This is a genomic window from Desulfovibrio legallii (genome assembly GCF_004309735.1).
GTDB classification, from domain to species: Bacteria; Desulfobacterota; Desulfovibrionia; order Desulfovibrionales; family Desulfovibrionaceae; genus Desulfovibrio; species Desulfovibrio legallii.
In genome coordinates this window covers 18,535-44,143 of the sequence record NZ_SIXC01000005.1, presented here as the reverse complement: position 1 = coordinate 44,143, position 25,609 = coordinate 18,535, and the positions used below count along the sequence as shown (strand labels likewise).

Below are 25,609 nucleotides of genomic sequence, written 5' to 3'. Positions count from 1 at the left end.
CCGGGCCCCCGCAACCCTGCCCGACGGCGCGGCCCTGCCCGCCGCAACGGCGCGGCACAGTGGCGTGGCGCAGGCCGGCACAGCCCCCCAGGCCCCTGAAACCATGGCCGACCCTTGCGCCGCCGCCTGCCGCCGCACCCCGCTGCTTATTGTGGGGTCGCGCGGGCGTATGGGGGCCATGCTGCTGGCCCGCGCCGCGGCCGCGGGCCTCAACGCGCGCGGCGTGGACCAGCCCCTGACCCCCGCCGCCCTGGCCCCGGCCTGCGCGGACGCAGGGCTTGTTCTGCTCTGCGTGCCCGCGGCCGTGGTGCCCGCCACCCTGGCCATCCTTACCCCGCACGTGCCGCCCAGCGCAGTGCTGGCCGACATCACTTCCGTTAAAGAGCGCCCCTTGCGCCAGATGGAAGAAGCCTGGCCCGGCCCCGTAGTGGGCACCCACCCTCTGTTCGGCCCCAAACCGGACCCCAGCGGCCCCCTGCCCGTGGCCATTGTGCCCGGCCGCCGTGCCCCGGCAACGGCCCTTGCCCTGGTGGAAGGCTTCTACCACGCCCTGGGCTTCCAGACCTTCCGCACCACCGCCCGCACCCACGACGAAGCCATGGCCCGCATCCAGAGCATGAACTTCATCACCAACCTGGCCTACTTCGCCCTTCTGGCCGGGCAGGACGACCTGCTCCCCTTTCTCACGCCCTCCTTCCGCCGCCGGCGCGACGCAGCCCGCAAAATGCTTACCGAAGACGCCGCCCTTTTCACCGGCCTCTTCGAGGCCAACCCTCACAGCTACGAGGCCGTGCGCCAGTACCGCCAGATGCTCAACCTCGCCGCCGCCGGCGATGTGGACCTGCTCTGCCAGCGCGCCCGCTGGTGGTGGCCCGAAGACGGCGAAGAACGCCACTAGAGCCGTTAGCGAATGAAATGAGCTAACTGCTCTGCAAGGATTTTCTTGAAAACCCTTGCCACGAAATGCGAGAAGGCAGACTTTTGCCTGCCGTAAGCGAGCATTTCAAGTGTTAAATGCTCTAACGGGTAGAAACGTTTTGTTTTTTGTGGGGGGAAGGGGGACTTTTGTGAACAAAAGTCCCCCTTCCCCCCACACCCCCCATCCCTTCAAAAAACTTTCCTTCCCCAGCGCGCTGCACAGGGCCTACCCTGAACAAAAGATACTGTAGATCGGCAGACTATCCAACGGCAGACCAGACCCGGCGCGCGGGCAACATGCGCCGCAGGCCGCAAAAAAGGGCGTCCGCACCCTGGTGGATACGGCCGCCCCGGTTAAGGTCGGTTTGGGATTTGGTTAGCTGGCAATCTCAATATTCGTAACATTACCGTCCGAAGCCGTGAACTTCAGTTGCTTCATGTCGGTGTTGGTGCCCAAAGCTGTAACGATATCCGCCAGGTCGATGCCGGCAAGGACGCTGTTGCCGCTGCTGTCCTTGAAGGTCAGGGTGTCTCCGTCGGCTGTCAAGGCATCAGTGCTCGTGAAGGTGAGGACCGCAGACTGGCTGCTTCCGTCAAGCGAAAGCGACAGCGTATGGCTGCTGGACTCCCACTTGGCAAAGACGCCGGAGCCGCCCTCGGCGGTGAGATCTTCGGCGGTCAAACCACCAAACATTTCTACCGCATCCGCACTCCCCGCGGTATCGGTGATGGTCACCTTGTCGTAACCAGCCTGCGACACCTGGAAGGTGGCGCCGTCGCCGACGGAAACACTGGTGGCCGTGATGAAGAGGGGCAGGGTGGCGACGCTGTCTACCGCATTCTCCTGGCCAGTGCGCAGGCTTACCTGGCGGGCAAAGGTGATGCTGTTGGGATCGGTAATGCCTTCAAAGACCACGTTGATGGTCTGGCTGCCCTTGGTATAGGTGAAGGTGGTGGTCTTCTTTTTGCTGTCTACCACGGCGTTGGGGGACTTGTCCCAGTTGCCCTCACCTTCTTCCATCAGCGCGCTGTCGTTGACGTAGTCGCCCGGGCCGTAGCCCTTGACCGTGATGGTGGTCGTGCCCTTTTTGTTGTAGTTCAGGTCAGAGCCAGCTTGCAGCTTGATGCCATCCACGCCGCCTTGTGTGAGGTCCAGAGTGTCGTTGCCGCCATCGGCAATAAGCAGGTCGTCGCCGCTGCCGCCAGTGAGCAGGTCGTTGCCCAGGCCGCCCGTAAGGGAGATGCCGCCCGTGACAGAGGCGGCGTCCAGCGTGTCGTTGCCCGCGCCACCGGTGTAGACCTCAAAGCCGCTGATGCCGCCATAGAGTTCCTGCCCGGATACGGTGGCCGCGCCGGAAAGCACGGTGGTGCCGCTTTTGATGACCAGGCCAGCTGTTGCGTCATAGCTGAAGGTGATCTTGTCGTTAGCTGCGCCAAAGGAGAGGGTGTCCGTGCCTGCGCCACCCATAACGCCGCCACGCTCCACATATGTTCCGGAAGAATACTGGTACTTCTGCACAAAGCTGGCGGCGGTGATTTCCACAAAGTCGTCGCCCCCGCCGGCATCAATCATATCTACGCCGCCGCCGCCCACAATGCTGTCATCCTGGTCGTCGGTGGAGATGTAGGCAGCGTTGGCATTGCCCTGCACGGTGACGGCCTGGCCGCTGACGACCACACTGATGTAATTAGCCTCGGCGTCCAGCTTGACCACTTCTATGTCGGATATGCTGGAATTTGTACCTATGTTAAGATAAGAATAGACGGCTTCCTTGGTCACCAGCAGGGTGTCAACGCCGTTGCCGCCTGCAATACTTTCGCCATAGTCGTCGTATGTGCCGTGGTAGTAGATGAGGTCGCTGCCGTCGCCGCCCACCAGGCTATCCGCGCCGCCCTTGCCGTCCAGGGTGTCGCCGTACACGCCGGCCACAAGGGTTTCCCCGCCCGCGCTGGAGCCGGTAAGTTTTGTGGCCGCGCCGAGGTTCTCCACGTATTCGATATTCTTATGCGTTTTGCCCAGGTCGATGGCCACGCCGTGGGTCTGGATGCTGTCCGCGCCCTCGCTGGCCGCTTCCACCACCTTGTCGCCCTTGTTGTCCACAACATAGAGGTCGTTGCCTGCCCCACCCTGCATGCTGTCCGCACCTTCGCCGCCGTCCAGGGTGTCGTTGCCGCTGAGGCCGCTGAGCGTATCGTTGCCCGCGCCGCCGTCGAGGCTGTCGTTGCCATCGCCATCAAGATCGTCGCTACTGGTATTGGTGCCAGTAATTTTGTTGGCAAAGGCGTTGCCTATAAGGGTCATATTGTGGCCTGGGGCTGTATCTCCGCCAATATTCACTGCGCCGGCGGCGTTATCCAGCAGCACCACATCAATGCCGTGAATGCCGTCAACGCTGTCCAGCGTTTTATCGCCTTTTTTAAGGCTCATGACGTGCAGGGTGTCGGCGCCTAGTTTCGCAGCCGCAGCATCAGAGAAAGACTCCTTGCCGTAGTAATAGATATAATCGTCGCCCTGGCCGCCGATGATGCTGTCCGCGCCGCCCTGGCCGTCTATGGTGCAGCCAACGTTGGAGTCAGCTGCCCCAGTGATAGTATCCGCGCCCGCTGTGCCCAGCAGGTAGGTATTGCTGGCGCTGCCGGTGATGCTGACGCCGCCGGCCTTGCTGTCGTCGGCGTCGCCGCGGTAGACAAAGGTGAGGTTGGTCGCGCTGCTGTCCACCATAAGACGGTCGCCAAAATAGCTGATCCAGTCATTATCACTCTTATCCGCGCCGCCCACAACCGCATAGCTCACATAGACGACGTTTGTGCCGCCAGTAACCGAGATTACATCGTTGGCGTTATTGACCACAAAGGTGGTGCTGCCGGTGGCCGCACCCACAAGGGTATCGCCAGCCGTAGTGGCCGCGTTTTTGCCGCCGTCCAGGAAAAAGCTGCCGCTGCCGCTGCTGCCGCTGTCGCTGACGGAGATACGGTTGGCCAGCTCGTTGCCCGTGCCCCTGGTCGCGTTGTCTGTCAGTTCCAGGTTCTCCAGGTTCGCGCCCAGGGTGTAGTCCACGGAGGCAACGACAGTGTCGTTGCCTCCGTTTTTACCTTCCTGCACCAGGTCGTCGCCGTTCACATAATACCGGTCGTTGCCCAGGCCGCCGATGAGGGTGTCCTTGCCATCGCCGCCGTCCAGGGTATCGGCCCCATCGCTGCCGGTGAGCTTGTTGTTGCCGCTGTTGCCCACCAGGGTGGCGGCAACGGTTTTTTTGGCCGTGGCGTTGATGTTGCCGCTACCTTCCAGCGCCACATACTCGATAGCGGCGTTTTTGAACTTGTTGAGGTCGATGGTGCCGCTGCTCCGCACGCTGTCCGCGCCGCCAGCGTCTTCCAGGGTGTCCGTACCGTCAAAATAGAAGGTATCGTTGCCCGTGCCGCCCACCAGGGTGTCCCTGCCCGTCTTGCCGTCCAGGGTGCTGCCCTGCGTGGCGTTGCCCTCAATGCGGTTGTTCAGGCTGTTGCCGTAGCCCGCATTGGCGCTGCCCTGCAGGACGAGATTTTCTACATTGTCGCCCAAGGTGTAGCCGCCTGTGACGCTGCTTTCAAAAACCACGGTGTCGTTGCCGGCGCTGTCTTCAATAATGTCAGTGCTATTGCCGTAGAGGTGGTAGAGGTCGTTGCCCGCGCCGCCATCCAGGATATCCGCCTTGCTCCCCTTATCACCGTAGAGGGTGTCGTTGCCCTTGCCGCCGGAAAGGTAGTTGGCACTGCTGTTACCGGCGAGCACGTTGTTCAGGTCGTTGCCGACGAGGGAGGTATCAGTGTTACCCAGCAGCGCGCCGTTTTCAATGTTCGCGCCCAGGGTGTAGTCCACAAAGGAGTAGACCTGGTCCGTGCCCTCGTTTTTGTTTTCCACAACGGTTTCGTTGCCGGTGCGGACCACGTAGTTGTCGTCGCCCTTGCCGCCCACCAGGGTGTCGTAGCCGGAGCCGTCACCGGCATTGCTCAGGTTGCCGCTGCCGCCGTCCAGGTAGTCGTTGCCGTCGCCGGCCACCAGCATGTCGTTGCCGCCCTTGCCGGTGAGCTGGTTGTTCAGGGCGTTGCCCACCAGGGTCTGGCTGTAGTTGTTGCCCGTGGCGGATTGGTTCTGGATGCTCGTCTGGGCCTGGAGCACGATGTATTCGATCTGGGAGTTGCCGCTAGTGCCATCTGCTGTGGTGGAGCTGGTGCTCAGGTTCAGATCGCTCACCTGGCTGTAGACCGTATCACTGCCGCCGTAGGCCGCTTCCACCACTTGGGTGCCGTCGGTGCCCGTCCCGCTGATGTAGTAGACATCGTTGCCGTCTTTGCCCACCAGGGTATCTTGACCGCCGTTGCCGTAAAACTGGTCGTTGGTGACGGAACCGGTGAGGGAGTCCGCGCCGGCAGTGCCGTTGATGACGCCCCAGCCGGAAAGGGTGTCGCCGCCGTCCAGGTCGCCGTCAATGCCGGGGTTGGTGGGTTTGGTGGTGACGTCGCCCACCGTGTATTCCAGGGTCCAGTCGCCGGATGTGCCGGTAACGTCGTCAGAGGCGGCCACGTCCACGCTGGCCAGACGGGCCAGGCGGTTGATGAAGCTCTCGCCCGTGCTGCCCGCTGCCGTGTTGCAGCTATAGAGCAGCAGGTCCGCCCCTTCTGCCAGGGCCGCGCCCATAGCCGCCAGGGTGGCGGCATTGGCGTTGAGCGCCGCCTCGTCAAAGACCTGACCGCCCAGGGTCACGCTGCCCGCAGCGCCGTGGGCGTAAATGTGCACGGCCGTGGCCGGGTTTTCCAGGCTTTGCAGGGCCTGTTCCATCTGGATGAAGGCGTTGCTCGTGTTTTCAATGACAAAGACCCTGGAATCGTCGCCCACGGTAAGGGAGAGGGCTGCGGCATCCAACGAAGAATCTACAAAATAGACTTCGTTGGATGCGCCCTGCTGACGCACCTGGGCTAAAACCTGCGCTTGGTCAGCCGAGCCGACAGGGGCGGCCTGGGACATATGTTCTCCCTCTTTGCAAGGTGGCTTGAAAGTGGTGGACAAACAGGGACGACACGTCCGGGCCGTGGCCCGACATGCAAAAAAGTATATACATTACTAGATGTTAAAAGATTTTTTAAAACATATAAAACGATACGGCCCTGGTCAAGAAGGGACTGCAACGCACGGGAGTTTTCAGAATTTTTCACACAGGGGGTAGCCGCCAAGTGGTTATGGCTTGGGTTGGGCCCTCAAGACGCTGGCGCGGGCAACATGCGCCGCAGGGCGCGCCGCAGGGGGCCAGGGCTGCGGCTGCCCCGCCGCGCTTGCCAAGCCGGGGCCAGCGGTGTAGCATGCGCCCCATGTTTGCCCTTGCCCACATGCGCCGCCCTTTACGGGGCCGTTCCCTTTGGCCCGCCCGCCGCACCCGCCGCGCCCGCCTCACCTGGCTGGCGGCCCTGACCCTGGCAACCGCCCTGGGCGCTGCCCTGGCATTGCCCGGCACGGCCCCCGCCGCCCCCGGCCAGGCTGCGGCTACCCCCCTGTACAGCGGCGGCCGCAGCCTGGCCGCGGACAAACCCCGCACCCCGCCCACGCGCCCCCTGAATATGCACGAGGCCGTGGAACGCGCCCTGCACAGCAACCCCAGCCTGGGCTCGCAGGAAGCGCAGAGCAAATCTACCGAAGAAACCCGCAAATCCGCCCGCGGCGCGTTCGGCCCCAAGCTGGGCATGAGCTATACCGCCACCAGAACCGATAAGGACTATTCCCCCTCCTATACCGTTTCGCAGCCGCCCAAGCAGGGCGTCTACACCTGGGGGGTGGAAGTATCGCAACCGGTCTTTACCGGCTTTAAACTTCTGGCGGATTATCAGAAAGCCGCACTGCAGGCAGAAAGCGACAAGGCCAGCCTGCGCAGTGCCGAACTTTCCATGACCGAAGAAGTGCAGACCCAGTTTTTGAATTATCTGCGCTATGAAGAAAGCGTGCGCAGCGCCGAAGATTCGCTGGCCCGGCTGCGCGACCAGCTGCGCATTACCCAGGCCTTTTACGACGTGGGCCTGCGCCCCCGCCTGGACGTGCTGCAGGCCGAAGTGGACGTGCGCAAGGCCGAAAGCACCCTTATCCAGGCCGAAAACAGCCGCGACACCAGCCTGGCCAGGCTCAACACCCTGCTGGGCCTGCCCGCCCAGGCCGCTACCCGCTATGTGGGCAGCCTGGACCACGTGCCCTTTACCCGCAGCCTGGAACAGTGCCTGGAGGTCGCCTACCGCCAGCGCCCCGACCTGTACATTGCCGCCAAATCCGTAGCCATTGCCGGCAAAAACCGGCAGGCCGTGCAGAGCGGCTACTACCCGCAGGTGGAGGCCTATTACAACGTGGCCCAGACCGGCAATACCATGGACCTGCAGCGCGTGGGCGACCAGGGCTACCGCGGCACCACCTGGGAAGTGGGCGCAAAAGCCACCTGGGACGTCTTTCAGTGGGGCACCACCTATTATGCCGACCAAAGCGCCGGCTGGCTGGTGACCAAGGTGCGCTACGAAGAAGAAAACCTTAAACTCAACGTGGGCTACGACATCAAATCCAAGCTGCTGGCCGTGCGCGATGCCGAAAAACGCATTGCCGTGGCCGAAACCGCCGTGGACCAGGCCACGGAAGCCTACAACGTGGCCCTGGCCCGCTATCAGGAACAGGTGGGCACCAACTTTGACGTGCTGGACGCCTCGTCCAACCTCACCGCGGCCCAGGCCTCGCTGACCAGCGCCAAGGCCGACTACCTCACCGCCCTGGCCCAGATCTATGTGGCCATGGGCGAATTTCGGCCGGATCTGGCCCGGCGCTGACGCGGACGGCCTCTGGAACAAAACGTCTTAGAGCAGTTAGCGAATGAAATGAGCTAACTGCTCTGCAAGGATTTTCTTGAAAATCCTTGCCACGAAATGCGAGAAGGCAGGCTTTTGCCTGCCGTAAGCGAGCATTTCAAGTGTTACATGCTCTAAAGGCGCAACGCGCTGGAGCAGATTGCCTTTGAGAACAGGCATTCTCAAAGTTTACGGCACGCGCCTTCCGGCGTTTGACCGCGCCAAGAATCTGCGTTTACGCAACCGCCAGGCGCGCCTGCCCGCCCCTACGGCCCGGCCCCTGCTGCCTGCGTTGCGCCCCCGGCAGCCGACAATTTTTGGGGGAAACGTCCTTCCCCTGCTACGGACCACACGGCTTACGGCCGCAGACGGCCTTCTGCGCCCCGCGCCCTTCTTTCACCCCGCGGGCTTTTGCCCGCCGCGAAACCGCATCAAGGATACAACACAAACAGCATGCATGAACCTTACCTTACCATCACCCCCCTGGGAGGCCTGGGGGAAATCGGCCTGAACTGTCAGCTCTGGGAAACGCCCGGCGGCGTGGTTATGGTGGACTGCGGCCTCATGTTCCCCGACGACGCCCACCTGGGCGTGGACGTGGTCATCCCCCACTTCGGCGCGGTGAGCGCCATCAAAGACAAACTGCTGGGCATTGTGCTGACCCACGGGCACGAAGACCACATCGGCGCGCTGCCCTGGCTGGTGCCCGAACTCAAAGGCACCCGCATCTACGGCTCACCCTTTACCCTGGCCCTGGTGGAACACAAGCTGCGCGAACGCGAAATTCTGGACTGGGTGGAACTGTGCCCCGTCAGCGCCAAAACCGTGCTGCCCCTGGGCGACCTGACCTTCCACTTCTTTCCCGTCTGTCATTCCATACCCGAAGGCTTCGGCCTGGGTGTGGAAACCCCGGTGGGCCGCGTGGTGCACAGCGGCGACTTTAAAATCGACCCCCACCCCCTGAGCGGCAGCGGCACGGATTTGCGGCTGTTTCGCGATTTTGCCGGGCCCGAAGGCGCGCGCCTGCTGCTTTCAGACTCCACCAACGCCATGCGCGAGGGGCGGTCGCTGACCGAGCGCGAAGTCAAAGATTCGCTGGACAACATCTTTGCCACGGCGCAGGGGCGCATTGTCATCACGCTCTTTTCCAGCCACATTCAGCGCATTCAGGAAGTTTTTGACCTGGCCCGCGCCCACGGCCGCACCGTGGTCATCAGCGGCAAATCTCTGGCCAACAATATTGAAATGGCCCGCGACCTGGGCATTGCCAAACTGCCGCCCGCCTTCTTCAACGCCCACAACGGCGTGCCCGACCTGCCCGACAACCAGATTGTGCTGGTGGTCACCGGCGCGCAGGGCGAGCCGCTCTCCGCCCTTTCGCGCATGGTGCTGGGCGGCCACCGCCAGCTCGATATCCGCAAAGGCGATACCGTGGTCATGAGCTCGCGCATGATACCCGGCAACGCCAAGGCCATCTCCAAACTTATCAACGAAATGTACCGCATGGGCGCGGAAGTGCTCTATGAAAGCGTGCACGCCATCCACGCCTCCGGCCACGCCCAGCGCGACGAACTGCGCGAAATGTTTGCCGCTGTGCGGCCGCAGATCTTCATCCCCATCCACGGCGAATACCAGCATCTGGTCAAGCACGGCCGCCTGGCCGCGGAATGCGGCGTGCCGCAGGACAACGTGGTGCTGCTGGAAGACGGCCAGCCCATTACCCTGCGGCCCAACGACTTTCAGCTTGAAAACCGCGTGCCCGTGGAGTGTACCCTGGTGGACGGCAAGGGCGTGGGCGACGTGGGCTACGCCGTGCTCAAAGAACGCCGCATCCTGGGCGACGAAGGCATGGTCATTGTGGTGCTGGTGGTGGATTCTGAAACCGGCAGCATTTTGCACGGGCCGGAAATGATCTCTAAGGGCTTTGTATTTGAACAGCACTACAGCCACTTGCTGGAAGACGCCAAGTGCCTGGTGCTGGACGAAATAGAAGCCGCCCGCCCAGGGCAGATCAACCGCCTGCAGGAAAATATCCGCTCGTCCCTGCGGCGCTTTTTCCGCCGCGTGCTGGAACGCGACCCCATTGTGGTGCCCGTAATCAGCGAAGTGTAGCGCGCACACCCCGCCCCCGCAGCGTCTACCGGCCGACGCAGCATCTACCGGCCGACGCAGCGCAGGCGCGGTGGGCGCGGCAACAGGCAACAGGGCCCCGTGAACGTTTTATGCGCACGGGGCCCTGGTTATGAGGGCTCTACCGGCTCTACCTGGCTCTACCGGCGGCTCTACCGCAAAAACGGGGACAAAAAAAGGGGCTGCCTGAAACCGGCAACCCCGTAAAAATCTGCTGGCGGAGAGGGAGAGATTCGAACTCTCGGTACGCTGTTAACGTACACACGATTTCCAATCGTGCTCCTTAGACCAGCTCGGACACCTCTCCGCGCTGCCGCGCGCCTTGGCGGCGCGGCGACGAAGACGCACATTAGCCCAGGGGCCGCGTCCTGTCAAGCGCCCGGAACCCAAACGCATTGACCACAGCCGCGCCTTGACGTAAATTGGACGGCTGCATTGACGCACAGCCAACGGAGTCTTCCCATGTCTTCTGAACATACCCCCGCCGCAGCAGCCGCAGCCACTACCGCCGACACGGCCAGGGCCGGCGTCGACTTTATCCGCGCACGCATCCTCCAGGACAACGCCTCCGGCCGCTTCGGCGGCAAGGTGCACACCCGCTTTCCCCCGGAGCCCAACGGCTACCTGCACCTGGGGCACGCCAAATCCATCTGCCTCAACTTTGGCGTGGCCAAAGAATTTCACGGCCAGTGCAACCTGCGCTTTGACGACACCAATCCCACCAAGGAAGACACGGAATACGTGGACGCCATCCGCGAGGACGTGCGCTGGCTGGGCGGCGACTGGCAAGACCGGGAATTTTACGCCTCCGACTATTTTGAACGCCTTTACCAGTATGCCGAGCAGCTCATCCAGATGGGCAAGGCCTATGTGGACGACCTTTCGGCCGAGGAAATCCGCCGGTACCGCGGCACCCTGACCGAACCGGGGCGCGAAAGCCCCTGGCGCAACCGCAGCGTGGAAGAAAACCTCGACCTCTTCCGCCGCATGCGGGCCGGAGAATTCCCCGACGGCGCACACGTGCTGCGCGCCAAAATCGACATGGCCTCCCCAAACCTGGTCATGCGCGACCCCACGCTCTACCGCATCCGTCACGCCGCCCACCACCGCACGGGCAACACCTGGTGCATCTACCCCATGTATGACTACACCCACTGCCTGTCGGACTCCATGGAGGGTATCACCCATTCCCTCTGCACGCTGGAGTTCGTCAACAACCGGGAGCTCTACGACTGGGTGCTCAACGCTTTGGGCGTGTACCATCCGCAGCAGATCGAATTTGCACGCCTTAACCTGACCTACACCGTGCTTTCCAAGCGCAAGCTCATCCAGCTGGTCAAGGAAGGCCACGTCTCCGGCTGGGACGACCCCCGCATGCCCACCCTGAGCGGCCTGCGCCGCCGCGGCGTGCCGCCCGAAGCCCTGCGCCAGTTCTGCGCCCGCATCGGCCTGGCCCGCGCCGACTCCACGGTGGACTACGCCATGCTGGAATTCTGCATTCGTGAGCGCCTCAACGCCTGCGCCAAGCGCGTTATGGCCGTGCTGGACCCCATCAAGGTGGTTATTGAAAACTATCCCGAAGGCCAGGTGGAAGAGCTGGACATGCCCTTCCACCCCGAAGACCCCACCTACGGCAGCCGCAAAACCCCCTTCGCGCGGGAGCTCTATATTGAACGCGACGACTTTCGTCTGGAGCCGCCCAAAAAATACCACCGCCTCTCCCCCGGCGCGGAAGTGCGCCTGCGCTACGCCTATCTGCTCACCTGCCGCGAGGCCGTGCTGAACGACGACGGCAGCGTGCGCGAACTGCGCTGCGTCTACGACCCCCAAAGCCGCGGCGGCCAAAGCCCCGATGGCCGCAAGGTCAAGGGCACCATCCACTGGGTGGCGGCAGACAGCGCCGTGCCCGCCGAAGTGCGCCTCTACAGCCAGCTCTTCGCCACGGAACACCCCGACGAAGCCCCGGAAGGCAAGACCTTTCTGGACAACCTCAATCCCCAATCCCTGCAGGTGACGCAGGGCCTGCTGGAACCGGCCGCCGCCGCCCTGCAGGACGGCGAAGCCGTGCAGTTTGAACGGCTGGGCTACTTCTGCAAAGATAAAGACAGCACAAACGCCCGCCCCGTATTCAATCGCACCGCCACCCTGCGCGACACCTGGGCCAAGCTGGAACGCAAAGGCTGAACAGCGGGCGGCGAAGCCCGCATGCCGACACTACGACAAAGGCCGCCGGGACACCCCGACGGCCTTTGTCATTGTCATTAGAGTAGGTAACACTTGAAATGCTCGCTTACGGCAGGCAAAAGCCTGCCTTCTCGCATTTCGTGGCAAGGATTTTCAAGAAAATCCTTGCAGCGCAATTAACTAATTTCATTCGTAAACTGCTCTAGGCATTGTACTGAACACGGCAGGCAGGTCGGCCCGCTCCGGGTTTGCACAAGGCTTACGCCCGACACGCCGCGGCGCGCAAACGCGTAAGCCCAAAACATTTGCCCCCTTGCCGCGCACAGGCGGCCCAGCCCTCAGGCGTTGCCGTAGTAGGGGGGCCTGCGGGCAGGCGTATCCCCGCCCACCCGAAAAATCTGCACCGTATAGTGGCCCTTCCCGCCGCACATGGGGCAGCCGTCCGTCACCAGCATACAGGAAGCGTCCAGCTCCAGCGGGTCTATGCCCGCCAGGCCGAGAATCTGGCTGGCCTTGCCCTTCTCCCACATGACGGGAGAGCCGCAGCGGCCGCACTCCACATAGAGCAGTTCCGGGTCATAGCCCTTGGGCACCAGAGGCCCGCGCAAGGGCTCCGCAATGGTCCTGATGGGGTTGTTGCGCATGATGGATACCTCCCGGCGGGCCAGGCGGCGCGCCAGCACCCTGGCCGCGCGCAGGCCGAGCCTGCCTTTCCATACATAAGCACAGCGCGCGCCAAGGCAAGCCCCTTTGCGCCGCCAGGCGCAGGCCCACACCCGCCGCTTGCCTTGCCCCGCACGCCCGCATACACTGCAACCATGACCGAAAATTTTTCGCATATCCGTTTGCTACCGCCCGCATTGCGTAACCAGATTGCCGCCGGCGAGGTGGTGGAACGCCCCGCCAGCGTAGTGAAAGAACTGGTGGAAAACAGCCTCGACGCCCAGGCCCGGCAGATCGACGTCCTGCTGGAAAACGGCGGGCAAACTCGCATCCGCGTCCAGGACGACGGCGCGGGCATCCCCGCCGACGAACTGGAGCTGGCCGTCACCCGCCACGCCACCAGCAAAATTACCCAAATGGAAGACCTGGAGCGCATCCGCTCCTACGGCTTCCGCGGCGAGGCCCTGCCGAGCATCGCCTCTGTTTCGCGCTTCACCATCACCTCCTCCCGGCGCACGCCCCAGGGCCAAAGCCCGGCCCACCAGGTGGAGGTGGAGCACGGCCGCCTCAAAAACGCGGCCCCGGCGGCGCTGCACCAGGGCACGGTGGTGGATGTCCGTGATCTTTTCAGCAACATACCAGCGCGGCTGAAATTTTTAAAGACCCCCGGCACAGAGTTCAAACGTGCCCAAAACTGGCTCTCACGCCTGGCCCTGACCCGCCCGGAGGTGGGCTTTGCCCTCTTTGCCGGCGAACGGGAAGCCCTGCGCTTTCTGCCCGGCCAGGACCTCGCCCGCCGCCTGGCCCTGATCTGGCCCCGCCTGGTGGTGGAAGCCCTGCGCCCCTTTGACGCCACCCGCCACGGCGTCCGCGCCCACGGCCTGGCCGCCCTGCCCAACGTGAGCCAGCCGCGCGGCGACCGCATTTTGCTCTACGTCAACAACCGGGCCGTTACGGACAAACGCCTGCTCAGCGCCGTGCGCCAGGCCTACAAGGGCCGCCTGACCAGCCGCGACTATCCCCAGGTGGTCCTGTTTGTGGACCTGGACCCCGCCGAAGTGGACGTGAACGTGCACCCGGCCAAGAGCGAAGTGCGCTTTCGCGATGAATCCGGCGTCTTTTCCGCCGTGCTCCACGCCGTACAGGAGGCGCTGCTCACGTCCTTTGACCTGGCCGCGGGCCGCTGGGAGGAAGGGGCGGCAGCGGACGGCCCTGCACCCGCCGACAGCCCCGCGCTCGGCGCTGCAGAAGACAGGCAGGAGGCCCCCCGGCCCCTGGGCTTCTGGGGCCGTCTGGACCAGCCCCCGCTGCTGGAACGCCCCCAGCCGGAAGCGCCGGTCGCCGCGCCCTGGGAGGTGCGCGGCCCGGCGGCGCAGCCCACGCCTGCGGCCGCAGGAAGCCCGCCGGACGCCCCCACGGAGGCCGCGGGCGGCCCGGTCCACGAGGCCAGGCACGACCCCACGGAAAAAAGCGCTGGCCGCACGCCGGACCTTTTGCCAAACAGCCCCGCGGCAGCCGCAGCAGGCGCGTCCACCGCCATACCTGAGCGCGCGCCGGACGTCCAGTCCTCGGTCGTGCCGGACAGGCGCGCGGACCCGGCCGGGGAGGACGCCCACAGAACCGCAACATTTTTTATGGACGCGGCAGCAGCCGCCCCTGGCCTGGCGGAACACGAGGCCGCCTACGCCCTTGACCAGGACACGATTTCGGACCAGATTCCGGACCCGGCGCACGGCCAGGGGGTCACGCCGGAAGCGGCAAGGGGCGGACGGGAGCCCGTGCGGGTGGGGCCCTTTGCCTATCTGGGCCAGGTGGCCGCCACCTATCTTGTCCTCCGCGATCAGGAAGGGGCGCTGGTTTTGGTAGACCAGCACGCCGCCCACGAGCGCGTGCTCTACGCCCGGCTGCGCCGGGGCGGCTTTGCGGGCACGGGGCAGCTTCTGGCCCTGCCCCTGGACCTGCCCCTGCCCCCGGCGGAAAAAGAACGCTTCTGCGCCCTGCGCCCACGCCTGGAAGCCCTGGGCTTCACCGCCCAGAGCACGGCCGGGGGACTGCAGGTCACGGCCTTGCCGCCCGTGCTCTGCCGCGCCGAGGCCCGCCAGTTTTTGGAGGAAGCCCTGGCCGGACGCAAGGACGACCTTACGGCCTTGTTTGCCTCCATGTCCTGCAAGGCCGCCATCAAGGCGGGGCAGAGGCTGACGGACGACGAGGCCGCCGGCCTGCTGCGCCAGTGGCTGCAGACCCCGGAACGGGAATACTGCCCCCACGGTCGGCCCTGCGTGCTGCGCTGGGACGCGGGCGCGCTGGAAAAACTTTTCAAACGTCGGCAGTCGTAACGCCCTGGGCTGTTATCCATAAGTATTTTCCGCAGTTGCCCCATGCTTTCCGCAGGGCAAACCGCCGCAAGAAGCCGCCTTCTGCCCTGCCCAGGCGGTAAAACGCCCGACGCGGACGGGCCCCGCAATCCGCCCCATCCCCAGGACCGCGCACTTGCCTTACGGCGGCGCGGCGTGTATTTTGCGCCGCACGGAGGCCGCATGGACGTCCCTTTGCTTTACGAGATTGTGACCATCTTTCTGCTTTCCATTGTGGTCACCATCGTCTGCAATAAAATAAAACTGCCCGCCACCGTGGGCTTTTTGCTCACCGGCGTGCTCTGCGGCCCCTCGCTGCTGGGCGTGGTGCGCGACCGCCAGGCCATCGACCATGTGGCGGAAATCGGCGTGGCCCTGCTCCTTTTCACCATCGGCATGGAACTTTCGGGCGACGCCCTCAACCGCCTGAAGCGGCCGGTCTTTCTGGGCGGCAGTCTGCAGATCGGCCTCACGGTGCTGGCCGTCACAGGCCTGGCCCTGGCGCATGGCATGCCTTACCAGCAGGGCATCCTCTGGGGCTGCCTGGTGGCCCTTTCGTCCTCGGCCATTGTCCTGCGCATTATGCAGGAAAAAGGCACCACCAACACGCCCACGGGCCGCCTTTCTCTGGCTATCCTGGTTTTTCAGGATATTATGGTGGCCCCCATGCTGCTCGCCGTGCCGCTGCTTTCCGGCGCGCTGCGCCTTTCATTTCAGGAAGCCTTCTTTTCCGTCCTTTGGGTGGTGCTGGTGCTGGGCGCGGTGCTGCTTTTTGCCCGCTTCGGCCTCAACCGCCTGATGGAAGCCGTGGTGCGCACCCGCACGCGGGAAATTCTGCTGCTCACCACCCTGGGCCTTTGCCTGGGCATGGCCCTGCTCACCAATGTTCTGGGCCTTTCCCTTTCGCTGGGGGCCTTTCTGGCCGGGCTCATGCTGGCCCGATCCCAGTACAGCATGAGCGTCATCGCGGGCATTCTGCCCTACCGCGACGTATTCATGAGCCTGTTTTTCATCTCCGTGGGCATGATGCTCAACGTGGATTTTCTGGGGTCGCACTTCTTTTCCATCATCGGCTACACGGCCGTGTTCATCGTGCTCAAGACCCTGCTCACCCTGCCCGCCGTGCTCATCCAGGGCTACCCTTTGCGCACGGCCATAGTCACCTCGCTCAGCCTGGCCCAGGTGGGCGAGTTCGCCTTTGTGCTGGCCGCCTCCGGCCTGGCCGCCGGGCTTTTTGACATGGACGCCTACCAGAATTTTCTGGACGTGAGCGTGCTGACCATGATGCTCACCCCCGGCCTCATGGCCATAGCCCCCCGCCTGGCCGCCAAAATCGTCGGCGGCCGGGGCGAAGCGGAAGCGCCCGCAGCGGATGAAGGCGAAGCCTGCCCCCTGCAGGACCACCTGATCATCGTGGGCTTTGGCATCAGCGGCAAACACCTGGCCCACGTAGCGCGCGAATCGGGCATTGCCTACACCATTCTGGAAATGAATCCGGAAACCGTCAGCCGCTACCGCCACAAAGAACCCATCGCCCACGGCGACGCCTCCCAGCCCGTTGTGCTGGAACATCTGGGCGTGACCAGAGCGCGCGTGCTGGTCATTGTCATTTCCGACCCGGCCGCCGTGCGGGCCATTGTCACCGAGGCCCGCCGCTTCAACCCCAACCTGCACATCATCGCCCGCACCCGCTTCGTGGCCGAAGTGGCCCCTCTACGGCGGCTGGGCGCGGATGAGGTGGTGGCCGAAGAGTTTGAAACCTCCATCGAAATCTTTTCTCGCGTACTCACCCAGTATCTGGTGCCCCGGCAGGACATCGACACCTTTGCCGCCCGCATCCGGCAGGAAAATTACCGCATGATCCGCCGCATGAGCCATTCGGTGGACGCGGTGGATTCCATGGTCAAGCGCCTGCCGGACATGGGCGTGCAGGCCATGCGCCTGGGCGCGGCCTCGCCCCTCTGCGGGCACAGCCTGGCCCAGACCCAGCTGCGCAAGCTCTATGGGGTGACGGTCATCGCTGTGCTGCGTGAGGGCGTGACCCTGGCTTCACCCGGGCCGGACACGGTTTTCGAAGCGGGCGACATAGTGTATGTTTTCGGCAGCACCAACAAACTGCTGGCCATAACTCCGCTTTTTTCCGGCCCGCTGCGCCAGGCCAGGGAAGAGAACCCGCAACCCCAAGGATGCCAGCCATGAGCGCCGTTGACGCCGTGTTTCACTGCCGCATGTGCGGCCACTGCTGCCAGGGCAGGGGCGGCATTGTGGTCAGCCCCGCAGACCTCACCCGTCTGGCCGGGCATCTGGGCCTGCCGGAAGCGGACGTGCTGCAGCGCTGCTGCGAACGTCTGGGCGGCAAGTGGCAGCTGCGCGTGGGGGCGGACGGCTTCTGCATCTTTTTCCGGCCCGGAGCGGGCTGCGGGGTGCACGCGGGCAAGCCCGCCGTGTGCCGGGCCTGGCCTTTTTTTCGCGGCAATATCGAAGACCCGGCCAGCCTGGAAATGGCCAAAGACTACTGCCCCGGCATCGCCACTAAAGCGTCCCACACGGATTTTGCCAAAATCGGGCGCGCCTATTTGTACGAACACGGCCTGCTGGCCCACGACCCCCGCTGTGAAGCCAACGCGCTGATCCTCAAATAACCGCCATGCGACGCAGTACCCCCCGCCAACCGAGCCTCAAGGAATGTTACGCCATCCTGCGCCTGGAGCAAGGGGCGGACCTGGCCGCGCTTAAGCGGGCCTACCGGCGGCGGGCTTTTGAACTGCACCCGGACCTGCACCCCGGCCAGCCCGACGCCGGACGCCGCTTCCAACTGCTCAACGAGGCCTACGTGGCCCTTTCTGCCGTGCTGCAAACCAAGCCCGACGCGGCCGGGACGGACGACGAAACCGACGGCGGGCCCACGGCGACAAAGGCCCGGAATGAACGCGCCCAGGGGGCTGCGGCCGACGCCCGCAAGGCCGCCGGTCCGGACGCGGCCGGGCACGCCACGGCGCAGGACGCGGCACAGCCTGGCGACGCGCATGAAGCGCAGGGCACGGCCGACCCTGCCCAAGACGCCACGCAGGGCCCCACACAAGGTACGGACCGCCAGAGCGCGGCCGGACGCGCGGCCTATGCGGAGCACGACGTGCTGCGCGACCTGCTCAACGATCCCTTTGCCCGCCGTGTGTTTGAAGATATTTACAGCGAACTGAACCGCCAGCAGACTGCACCGCCGCCCCAACCGGACGCGGAGCCCGCCCCCCGCGCGGCCCGGCCCGAACCCCGCTCCGCTGCAAAGGCCACCAGGCTGCACCGGGCCAACCTGCTGGGGCGGCCGCCCGCAGACGCCGCCGCGGGCGGCGTCACAGGTCTGGTCAAAGGCTGGCTGCGCCGCCAGATCGACGAAGAACAAAGCCTGACCCTGCCCGCCGCCCATCTGGCCCCGGGCAAACGGATCCGTCTGCAGATCCGCCAGGCTTTTTCCGGAGAACTGCAAACCGTTGAAATCACCCTGCCGCCGGACTTTGCCGTGGGCAAGCCCGTGCGCCTGCGCGGTCTGGGCAAACGCGTGGGCCCCTGGCAGGGCGACTTGTACCTGACCCTGCACAACGCCTAACCCTCGCCCGCCCCCTGCCGCGCCCAACGTCACGGGCGGCGGGCCCCCAGAGCGCCATGTCGACCAGCCACACCTCCCCCCGCCGGGCTGCCCTTTCTTCCGACCACACCGGCGACCGCCGCCGCAACGACCACCGTGAAGAGCAGCTCAGATTGCTGCTGGAGCTTTCCGAAACCATGAATGCGGCCACAGACGTGGCCCTGGCCCTGGACAAAGCCTTGCAGCTCATGGCCGAGCACCTGCACATGATGCGCGGGGCCATTACCCTCATCTCGCCCAATACGGGCGAAATCCGCATTGAGGCCGCCTACGGGCTCAAACCCGCCGAGGCCCGACGCGGCCGCTATGTGCGCGGCGAGGGCATTACGGGCCGAGTCATCGAAACCGGGCGGCCCATGTACATTTCCAATGTTTCGGAAGAGCCCCTGTTTCTCAACCGCACCCGTTCGCGCGATTTGGGCAAGGAGGGCATTTCCTTCATCTGCGTGCCCATCCGGCTCAACGATCAGGTGGTGGGCGCCCTTTCTGTAGATCACCTGCTGGTGGACGAAGCCACCCTGGAAGACGAAATGCGCCTCCTGACCATTGTGTCCACCTTGCTGGGGCACGCGGCCCTGGAAACGCAGGGCAGGATGGACGAAGAGCAGGTTCCGGCCCTGCGGCCGCGCGGTTTTGTGGGTAATTCCGAAGGCATGCAGATGGTCTACGCCCAGATCGCCCAAGTGGCCCCTTCGGCCACCACGGTTTTTCTGCAGGGGGAATCGGGCACGGGCAAAGAGCTGGCCGCCCGGGCCATCCACACGGCCAGCACGCGGGCCAACAAACCCTTTATTTCGCTCAACTGCGCGGCCCTTCCGGAAAACCTCATTGAAAGCGAGCTGTTCGGCCACGAGCGTGGGGCCTTTACCGGGGCCAACGCTACGCGCAAAGGCCGGTTTGAGCTGGCCAACAGCGGCACGCTGTTTCTGGACGAAGTGGGCGAACTTTCTCTCATGACCCAGGCCAAGCTGCTGCGCGTGCTGCAGGAGCGGGCCTTTGAACGCCTGGGCGGCATGGAAACCCACTATGTGGACGTGCGCTTCATCACGGCCACCAACCGCGACCTGGAGCGCATGGTGGCGGAGGAAACCTTTCGCCGCGACCTGTTCTACCGGCTCAACGTCTTCCCCATCAATCTGCCGCCCCTGCGCCAGCGGCCGGAAGACATTTTGCCCCTGGCCAACCACTTTATCAAAAAATACGGCCACGCCAACGGCCGCGACAACGTGCGGCTCTCGCTGGCGGTTATGGACATGCTCCAGCGGTACGCATGGCCCGGCAATATCCGCGAGCTGGAAAACGTCATGGAACGTGCGGTGCTGCTGTTGGGCCGTGAGGGCCTTATTCTGCCGCAGCATTTGCCCCCGGCCCTGCACGGCGAGCACGGCGCGCCGGGCGGCAAGCTGCCGGGCGCGGCCAGGCCGGTGTTTTCCGGCAGTCTGCAGGACCAGCTCAACGAGCTGGAACGGGCCTCCATTGTGGAAGCCCTGGAGTGCAGCCAGGGGCAGATGGGGCGGGCCGCCGCCAGCCTGGGCCTGACGGAACGCATTATGGCTCTGCGCATGAAAAAATACGGAATCACCTACAAGGCATTCCGGCCCCGCAAAACCGGCGGGACACGGACCGCCGCCGAATAGAGCATTTAACACTTGAAATGCTCGCTTACGGCAGGCAAAAGCCTGCCTTCTCGCATTTCGTGGCAAGGATTTTCAAGAAAATCCTTGCAGGGCAGTTAGCTCATTTCATTCGCTAACTGCTCTAGCGGCTCGGGCGCACGCGCCCTGCCTGCTCCCAAACGGCTCCGACGCCGCAAAACCCGGCGGCGGCAAGCGTGCGGACGTGCGCCTGCCTGCCCTGCAGCGGCCGGCGGCTGCTATCGCCAACGCCGTAAGGGGAGGACGCTGCAGAACAGCGCTAGCTTCAAGGTATCGACATAAAGGTAGTTTTTTCGCTGGGCCATCTTAAATTTATGATAGAAAAAATTATCTTATTTTTATGCATGTTATATAAACATGTCACAAAAACGGCGAAAGTCCTCACATAAAAACGACAGTTTTGTATAATTGTTGTTTTTTCCGTTAACATTATAAATTTTTTACTTTTTCTGAAAAGCAGCCCCGAAGGTCTTTTTCCGACCCCAGGGGCTTCTTTATTTTTCAACATAAATGTAGAAAAATACCTGCGCCCACCCCGGACAACCTTCCTGTCCGTTTCCCGCATTTTTTTAAAATACACAGTTAAATAAATAAATTATATGTATATTGCCGCCCCTGCATCAGGCTTTGGCACAGTGCGTGCTATTCCTTCCAAGACCGCGGCAGGAAGCCCGGTCCGGGACAGGCGCCAGCCCCGTAAAGGAACAGGTTTTGAACCGGGTGCGGCGGCGGATTGCGACAGCAAAGCCATTCCCCCCCGCAAAACACCTCAGAAGGATGTCCGTATGAACGCCTCGGATACTGCATTTATTCTTATCTGCGCCTGCATGGTCATGCTCATGACCCCGGCCCTGGCCCTGTTTTACGGCGGCCTGGTCCGCTCACGCAACATTCTTTCCACGCACATGCACAGCTACGGCGCATTGGCGCTGGTTTCCGTGCTCTGGGCCTTCATCGGCTACACGCTGGCCTTCGGACCAGACGTGGGCGGCGTCATCGGCGATCTCTCCTATCTGTTCCTCAAGGGCGTGGGCGGCGAATCGGCCCCCGCAGCGGCCCAGCTGCCCCACACCCTGTTCATGGCCTTTCAGTGCATGTTCGCGGCGCTGACCGTAGCCCTCATCTCCGGCGCGTATGCTGAACGCATCCGTTTTTCGGCCATGATGCTCTTTTCCGGCCTGTGGCTTATTTTCGCTTACGCTCCCATGGCCCACTGGGTCTGGGGCGGCGGCTGGATGGGCCAGATGGGCGCCCTGGACTTTGCCGGCGGCGCGGTGGTGCACATGGCTTCCGGCGCGGCTGCCCTGGCCTGCGCCCAGGCCCTTGGGCCGCGGCTCTCCAACGGCGCTGAACCGGCCACGCCCAACAACCTGCCCCTGACCCTGCTGGGCGGCGGCCTGCTCTGGTTCGGCTGGTTCGGCTTTAACGCCGGCAGCGCCCTGGTTTCTGGCCCCCTGTCCGCCCACGCCCTGGTCACCACGCACATGGCCTCCGCCTGCGGCGTGCTGGGCTGGATGCTGGTGGAATGGGTGCGCACGGGCAAGCCCACCAGCCTGGGCGCCATCTCCGGCGCGCTGGCGGGCCTGGTAGCCATTACCCCCGGTGCGGGCTTTGTGGAAATTCTCCCGGCTATGCTCATCGGCTTTGTGGGCGGCATCGTGTGTTACGGCGGCGTGCTGCTGAAGAACAAGTTCGGCTATGACGACGCCCTCGACGTGGTGGGCATCCACGGTCTCGGCGGCACCTGGGGCGCTCTGGCCACCGGCCTCTTCGCCTGCGCCGCCGTCAATGGCGCCGACGGCCTCTTCTACGGCAACCCCAAGCAGGTCTGGATTCAGCTCGTGTCCATCGTGGGCACCTGGGTGTTCGTCTACATCATGACCCGCATCATCCTCTTCGTGGTCAACGCCACAGTGGGTCTGCGCGTGGCCCCCGAAGAAGAATTCACCGGCCTGGATCTGGGCGAACACAACGAACGCGGGTACTCCCTGTAACCCCCCTCCAGGGAAAGGAATCAGCCATGAAAAAGATGGAAATCATCATCAGGCCCAGCATGTTTGACAAAGTCAAAAACGTGCTTTCCGAAATGGGCATTCACGGCCTCAACTATGTGGAAATAAAAGGTTTTGGCCGACAGCGCGGGCACACGGAAGTGTACCGGGGCACCACGATGCAGGTGGACTGCCTGCCCAAGACCAGGCTGGAAGTGGTCCTGCCCGACGCCATGGTGGAAAACGTGCTTAATGCTGTAGTTTCCATGGCCCGCACCGGACAGGTGGGCGACGGCAAAATCTTTATCAGCGATGTGCAGGACGCCATCCGCATCCGCACCGGCGAACGCGGCGACGAGGCCCTGTAGGCATTCGACAATATCTTAACGGCAAGCGCGCGGGGCGGGCCAACCGCCCCCCCGCCAGGCGCTTTTTGCAGGATTTTTAACGCTAAGGAGACAGGATATGAGTTCCCCCCGGAAAAAGGCCATGTTCAAGGCGATAAACACCGCGCCCGTGACGCCTTGCGAAAAAAAGACGCAGAAAACGGATGAGCTTTTCGGCTGCCACGTGTTCGGCCTGAGCACCATGCGCAAGCGTCTGCCCAAGGACGTGTACCGCAAGCTGGCCAAGACCATCCGCGACGGCGAACGCCTGAACCCGGAAATCGCCGACGTGGTGGCCAATGCCATGAAAGACTGGGCCATTGAAATGGGCGCTACCCATTACACGCACTGGTTCCACCCCATGACCGGCCTCACCGCCGAAAAACACGACGCCTTCCTGTCTCCCGCCGCCGACGGCCAGGTCATCAGCGAATTTTCCGGCAAAATGCTCATCAGTGGTGAACCGGACGCCTCTTCCTTCCCTTCCGGCGGGCTGCGCTCCACTTTTGAAGCGCGCGGCTACACCGCCTGGGACCCCTCCGTGCCGGTGTTCATCATTCCCGCCTCCTACGGGGCCACCCTGCACATCCCCACCTACTTCTACTCCTATTCCGGCGAAGCCCTGGACCGCAAAATCCCCTTGCTGCGCTCCATTGCCGCCCTCTCCCGCCAGGCCCTGCGCATTCTGCGCCTGTTCGGCAACCATACGGCCAGCTATGTGCGTCCCAATGTGGGCCCCGAGCAGGAATACTTTCTGGTGGACAAAAACCTGGCCGTACTGCGCCCCGACCTGCTCCTGGCCGGCCGCACCCTTCTGGGCGCGCCCTCGCCCAAGGGGCAGGAGATGGAAGACCACTACTTCGGGGCCATTCCCGGCCGCGTCATGAGCTTTATGCAGGATGTGGAAAACGAGCTCTGGGCCCTGGGCATCCCGGCCAAGACCCGCCACAACGAAGTGGCCCCCGGCCAGTTTGAAATTGCCCCCGTGTTTGAAGAAGCCAACATCGCCTGCGACCACAACATGCTCACCATGAACATGATGCGCCACATGGCGGCCAAACACGGCTTTGTCTGCCTGCTGCACGAAAAGCCCTTTGACGGCGTCAACGGCAGCGGCAAGCACAACAACTGGTCCATCAGCGATTCTGACGGCGTCAACCTGCTCAACCCCGGCAGCACCCCGCAGGACAACGCCCAGTTCCTGGTCTTTCTGGCCGCCGTGCTGCGCGCCGTGCACAAACACAGCGTGGCCCTGCGGCTGGGCACCGTGGGCGCGGGCAACGACCACCGCCTGGGCGCCAACGAGGCCCCGCCGGCCATCCTTTCCGTCTACCTGGGCGAGCAGCTCACCGATGTGCTGGACGGCATCGTCAACGGCAAAAGCGCGGCCAGCAAAAAGAGCGGCTTCATGGAAGTGGGCGTCTCCACCCTGCCGCCCCTGCCCGTGGACCTCTCGGACCGCAACCGCACCAGCCCCTTCGCCTTTACCGGCAACAAGTTTGAATTCCGCGCCGTGGGCTCTTCCCAGTCCGTGGCTCCGGTGAACATCGCCCTCAATGCCGCCGCGGCCTGCGCCCTGGACGACATCGCCACCGAACTGGAAGCCTCCGTGGCCGGCGGCGCGGACCTGAACAGCGCCCTGCAGCAGCTCCTGCCCCGCCTGTTCAAGGAGCACATGCCCATTGTCTTCAACGGCAACGGCTACGCCGCCGCCTGGCCGGAAGAAGCGGCCCGCCGCGGCCTGCCCAACTACCACAATACCGTGGACGCCCTGGCCCACTACACCGACCCGGAGGTCATGAACGTCTTCCTGCGCCACGGCATCCTCACGGAACGCGAGATCCTCTCCCGGCAGGAAATCCTGCTGGAAAACTATAGCAAGGCCGTATGCATCGAAGGCCACCTTATGGCCGACATGCTGCGCACCTCGGTGCTGCCGCCCAGCCTTACGGCCCAGACCCGGGCCGCCGAAGCTGTGCTCAAGGCCCGCGCCGTGCTGGGCGAAGCCGGGGCGGACAGCGAAGAGGCCGCCTTTACCGAACTGCGCGGCCATATCGTGGCCCTGCAGCAAGGCGTGGCCGCCCTGGAAAAAGCCGTTGCCGTTGCCCAGGAAGCCCAGGGCGCTCTGGAGCAGGCTACGGCCGCCCGCGACACGGTGCTGCCGGCCATGAAGGCCTGCCGCGAGCACGCCGACGCCCTGGAACGTCTGGTGGACGACGAACTCTGGCAGCTGCCCAAGTACGCGGAACTGCTCTGGGCGCACTAGAGCAGCTAACCTTTGAGACTATGTATTCTCAAAGGTTACGGCACGCTCGTTCCGGCGCTTAACCGCGCAAATAAATTGCGCTTGCGCCTCCACGGCGGGCGGCTGCTTATGCAACCGCCGGGCATTTCAAAGTTGAAATGCCCTAGACCGATAATCCCGGCGCATCGCGCCGGACACTGTTGGGGGTCGGTGGTCTCATCCCGGGGGGGAAGATGGTCCCTGGCCTCCAGCCCCCGCGGCATAGTCCGCGGGGAGCCACGGGCCGCGCCGTTCGCCGCAACGGACGGCGTCGGCCGGTGGCCGTCAAAGCGGGGAGTCTGGCGGCTCCCCGCTTTTTTGCGCTCCAACGAACTTACGGCTTGCGGCAGCGCCCACCACACTGTGCAGGCCACGCCGGACGGCGTCGGCGGCTTGGCAAACCCGCAGTTCTGGAGTATCCTTCTACTCTTGTGTGGCCGCCTCGCAGAGCAAAACTTGCACGGCCGGGCCAACTACGTTATAGACCAAGAACTTTGGGGCAAAACGCCGCGCCGCCTGGGCGGCTTTTTTATACGCCAGCAAGCACAATAG

At 63.8% G+C, this 25,609-nt stretch carries 14 protein-coding genes and 1 tRNA gene; 12 read left to right on the top strand and 3 right to left on the bottom strand.

Features of this window, described 5'->3' with window-relative positions; translation table 11 throughout:
- Positions 1–103: 103 nt before the first annotated feature.
- Positions 104–898 carry a prephenate dehydrogenase/arogenate dehydrogenase family protein gene (locus EB812_RS04905; protein WP_130957918.1) on the top strand — a complete coding sequence of 265 codons (795 nt, stop codon included), beginning with the start codon at positions 104–106 and terminating at the stop codon, positions 896–898.
- Between the two features lie 396 nt (positions 899–1,294).
- Here the strand turns inward: EB812_RS04905 and EB812_RS11660 are convergent, their stop codons facing one another.
- A complete protein-coding gene (locus EB812_RS11660) occupies positions 1,295–5,923 on the bottom strand; it encodes a DUF4347 domain-containing protein (RefSeq protein WP_165450894.1) in 4,629 nt (1,542 codons plus the stop codon).
- Between the two features lie 332 nt (positions 5,924–6,255).
- Here EB812_RS11660 and EB812_RS04855 point away from each other — a divergent pair, with 332 nt between their 5' ends.
- On the top strand, positions 6,256–7,749 hold the full coding sequence (locus EB812_RS04855) for a TolC family protein (protein ID WP_242621198.1): 1,494 nt from the start codon (positions 6,256–6,258) through the stop codon (positions 7,747–7,749).
- Between the two features lie 471 nt (positions 7,750–8,220).
- Positions 8,221–9,879 (top strand): ribonuclease J, encoded by a 1,659-nt coding sequence (locus tag EB812_RS04850; RefSeq protein WP_130957893.1) that lies wholly within the window; start codon positions 8,221–8,223, stop codon positions 9,877–9,879.
- 233 nt (positions 9,880–10,112) lie between these two features.
- Here the strand turns inward: EB812_RS04850 and EB812_RS04845 are convergent.
- Positions 10,113–10,204, bottom strand: a tRNA-Ser gene (locus EB812_RS04845).
- Positions 10,205–10,359: 155 nt separating this feature from the next.
- Between EB812_RS04845 and EB812_RS04840 the strand changes: the two genes are divergently transcribed.
- Entirely contained in the window at positions 10,360–12,081 is a 1,722-nt protein-coding gene (locus EB812_RS04840; RefSeq protein WP_130957892.1) for a glutamine--tRNA ligase/YqeY domain fusion protein, read from the top strand.
- A gap of 338 nt (positions 12,082–12,419) precedes the next feature.
- Here EB812_RS04840 and EB812_RS04835 read toward each other — a convergent pair whose 3' ends face one another.
- Positions 12,420–12,725: a hypothetical protein gene (locus tag EB812_RS04835; protein WP_118230627.1), complete on the bottom strand. Its 306-nt coding sequence runs from the start codon at positions 12,723–12,725 to the stop codon at positions 12,420–12,422.
- Between the two features lie 174 nt (positions 12,726–12,899).
- On the opposite strand from EB812_RS04835, the gene mutL reads away from it, so the two are divergent.
- The 8 genes from mutL (at position 12,900) to EB812_RS04795 (ending at position 25,039) form a co-directional block, all read left to right on the top strand.
- Positions 12,900–15,080: a DNA mismatch repair endonuclease MutL gene (gene mutL / locus EB812_RS04830; protein WP_130957891.1), complete on the top strand. Its 2,181-nt coding sequence runs from the start codon at positions 12,900–12,902 to the stop codon at positions 15,078–15,080.
- Between the two features lie 201 nt (positions 15,081–15,281).
- Positions 15,282–17,297, top strand: coding sequence for a monovalent cation:proton antiporter family protein (locus EB812_RS04825; protein WP_118230621.1), 2,016 nt, complete (start codon positions 15,282–15,284; stop codon positions 17,295–17,297).
- Entirely contained in the window at positions 17,294–17,740 is a 447-nt protein-coding gene (locus EB812_RS04820; RefSeq protein WP_118230620.1) for a YkgJ family cysteine cluster protein, read from the top strand. The genes EB812_RS04825 and EB812_RS04820 overlap by 4 nt, the downstream gene beginning before the upstream one ends.
- 5 nt (positions 17,741–17,745) lie before the next feature.
- Positions 17,746–18,702 (top strand): J domain-containing protein, encoded by a 957-nt coding sequence (locus EB812_RS04815; protein ID WP_130957890.1) that lies wholly within the window; start codon positions 17,746–17,748, stop codon positions 18,700–18,702.
- A gap of 56 nt (positions 18,703–18,758) precedes the next feature.
- Positions 18,759–20,378 (top strand): sigma-54 interaction domain-containing protein, encoded by a 1,620-nt coding sequence (locus EB812_RS04810; protein WP_118230619.1) that lies wholly within the window; start codon positions 18,759–18,761, stop codon positions 20,376–20,378.
- Positions 20,379–21,181: 803 nt separating this feature from the next.
- Positions 21,182–22,390, top strand: a complete 1,209-nt coding sequence (locus EB812_RS04805) for an ammonium transporter (protein WP_118230618.1) — start codon at positions 21,182–21,184, stop codon at positions 22,388–22,390.
- 26 nt (positions 22,391–22,416) lie between these two features.
- On the top strand, positions 22,417–22,755 hold the full coding sequence (locus EB812_RS04800) for a P-II family nitrogen regulator (RefSeq protein WP_118230617.1): 339 nt from the start codon (positions 22,417–22,419) through the stop codon (positions 22,753–22,755).
- Positions 22,756–22,852: 97 nt separating this feature from the next.
- On the top strand, positions 22,853–25,039 hold the full coding sequence (locus EB812_RS04795; RefSeq protein ID WP_118230616.1) for a glutamine synthetase III family protein: 2,187 nt from the start codon (positions 22,853–22,855) through the stop codon (positions 25,037–25,039).
- Positions 25,040–25,609: the final 570 nt, after the last annotated feature.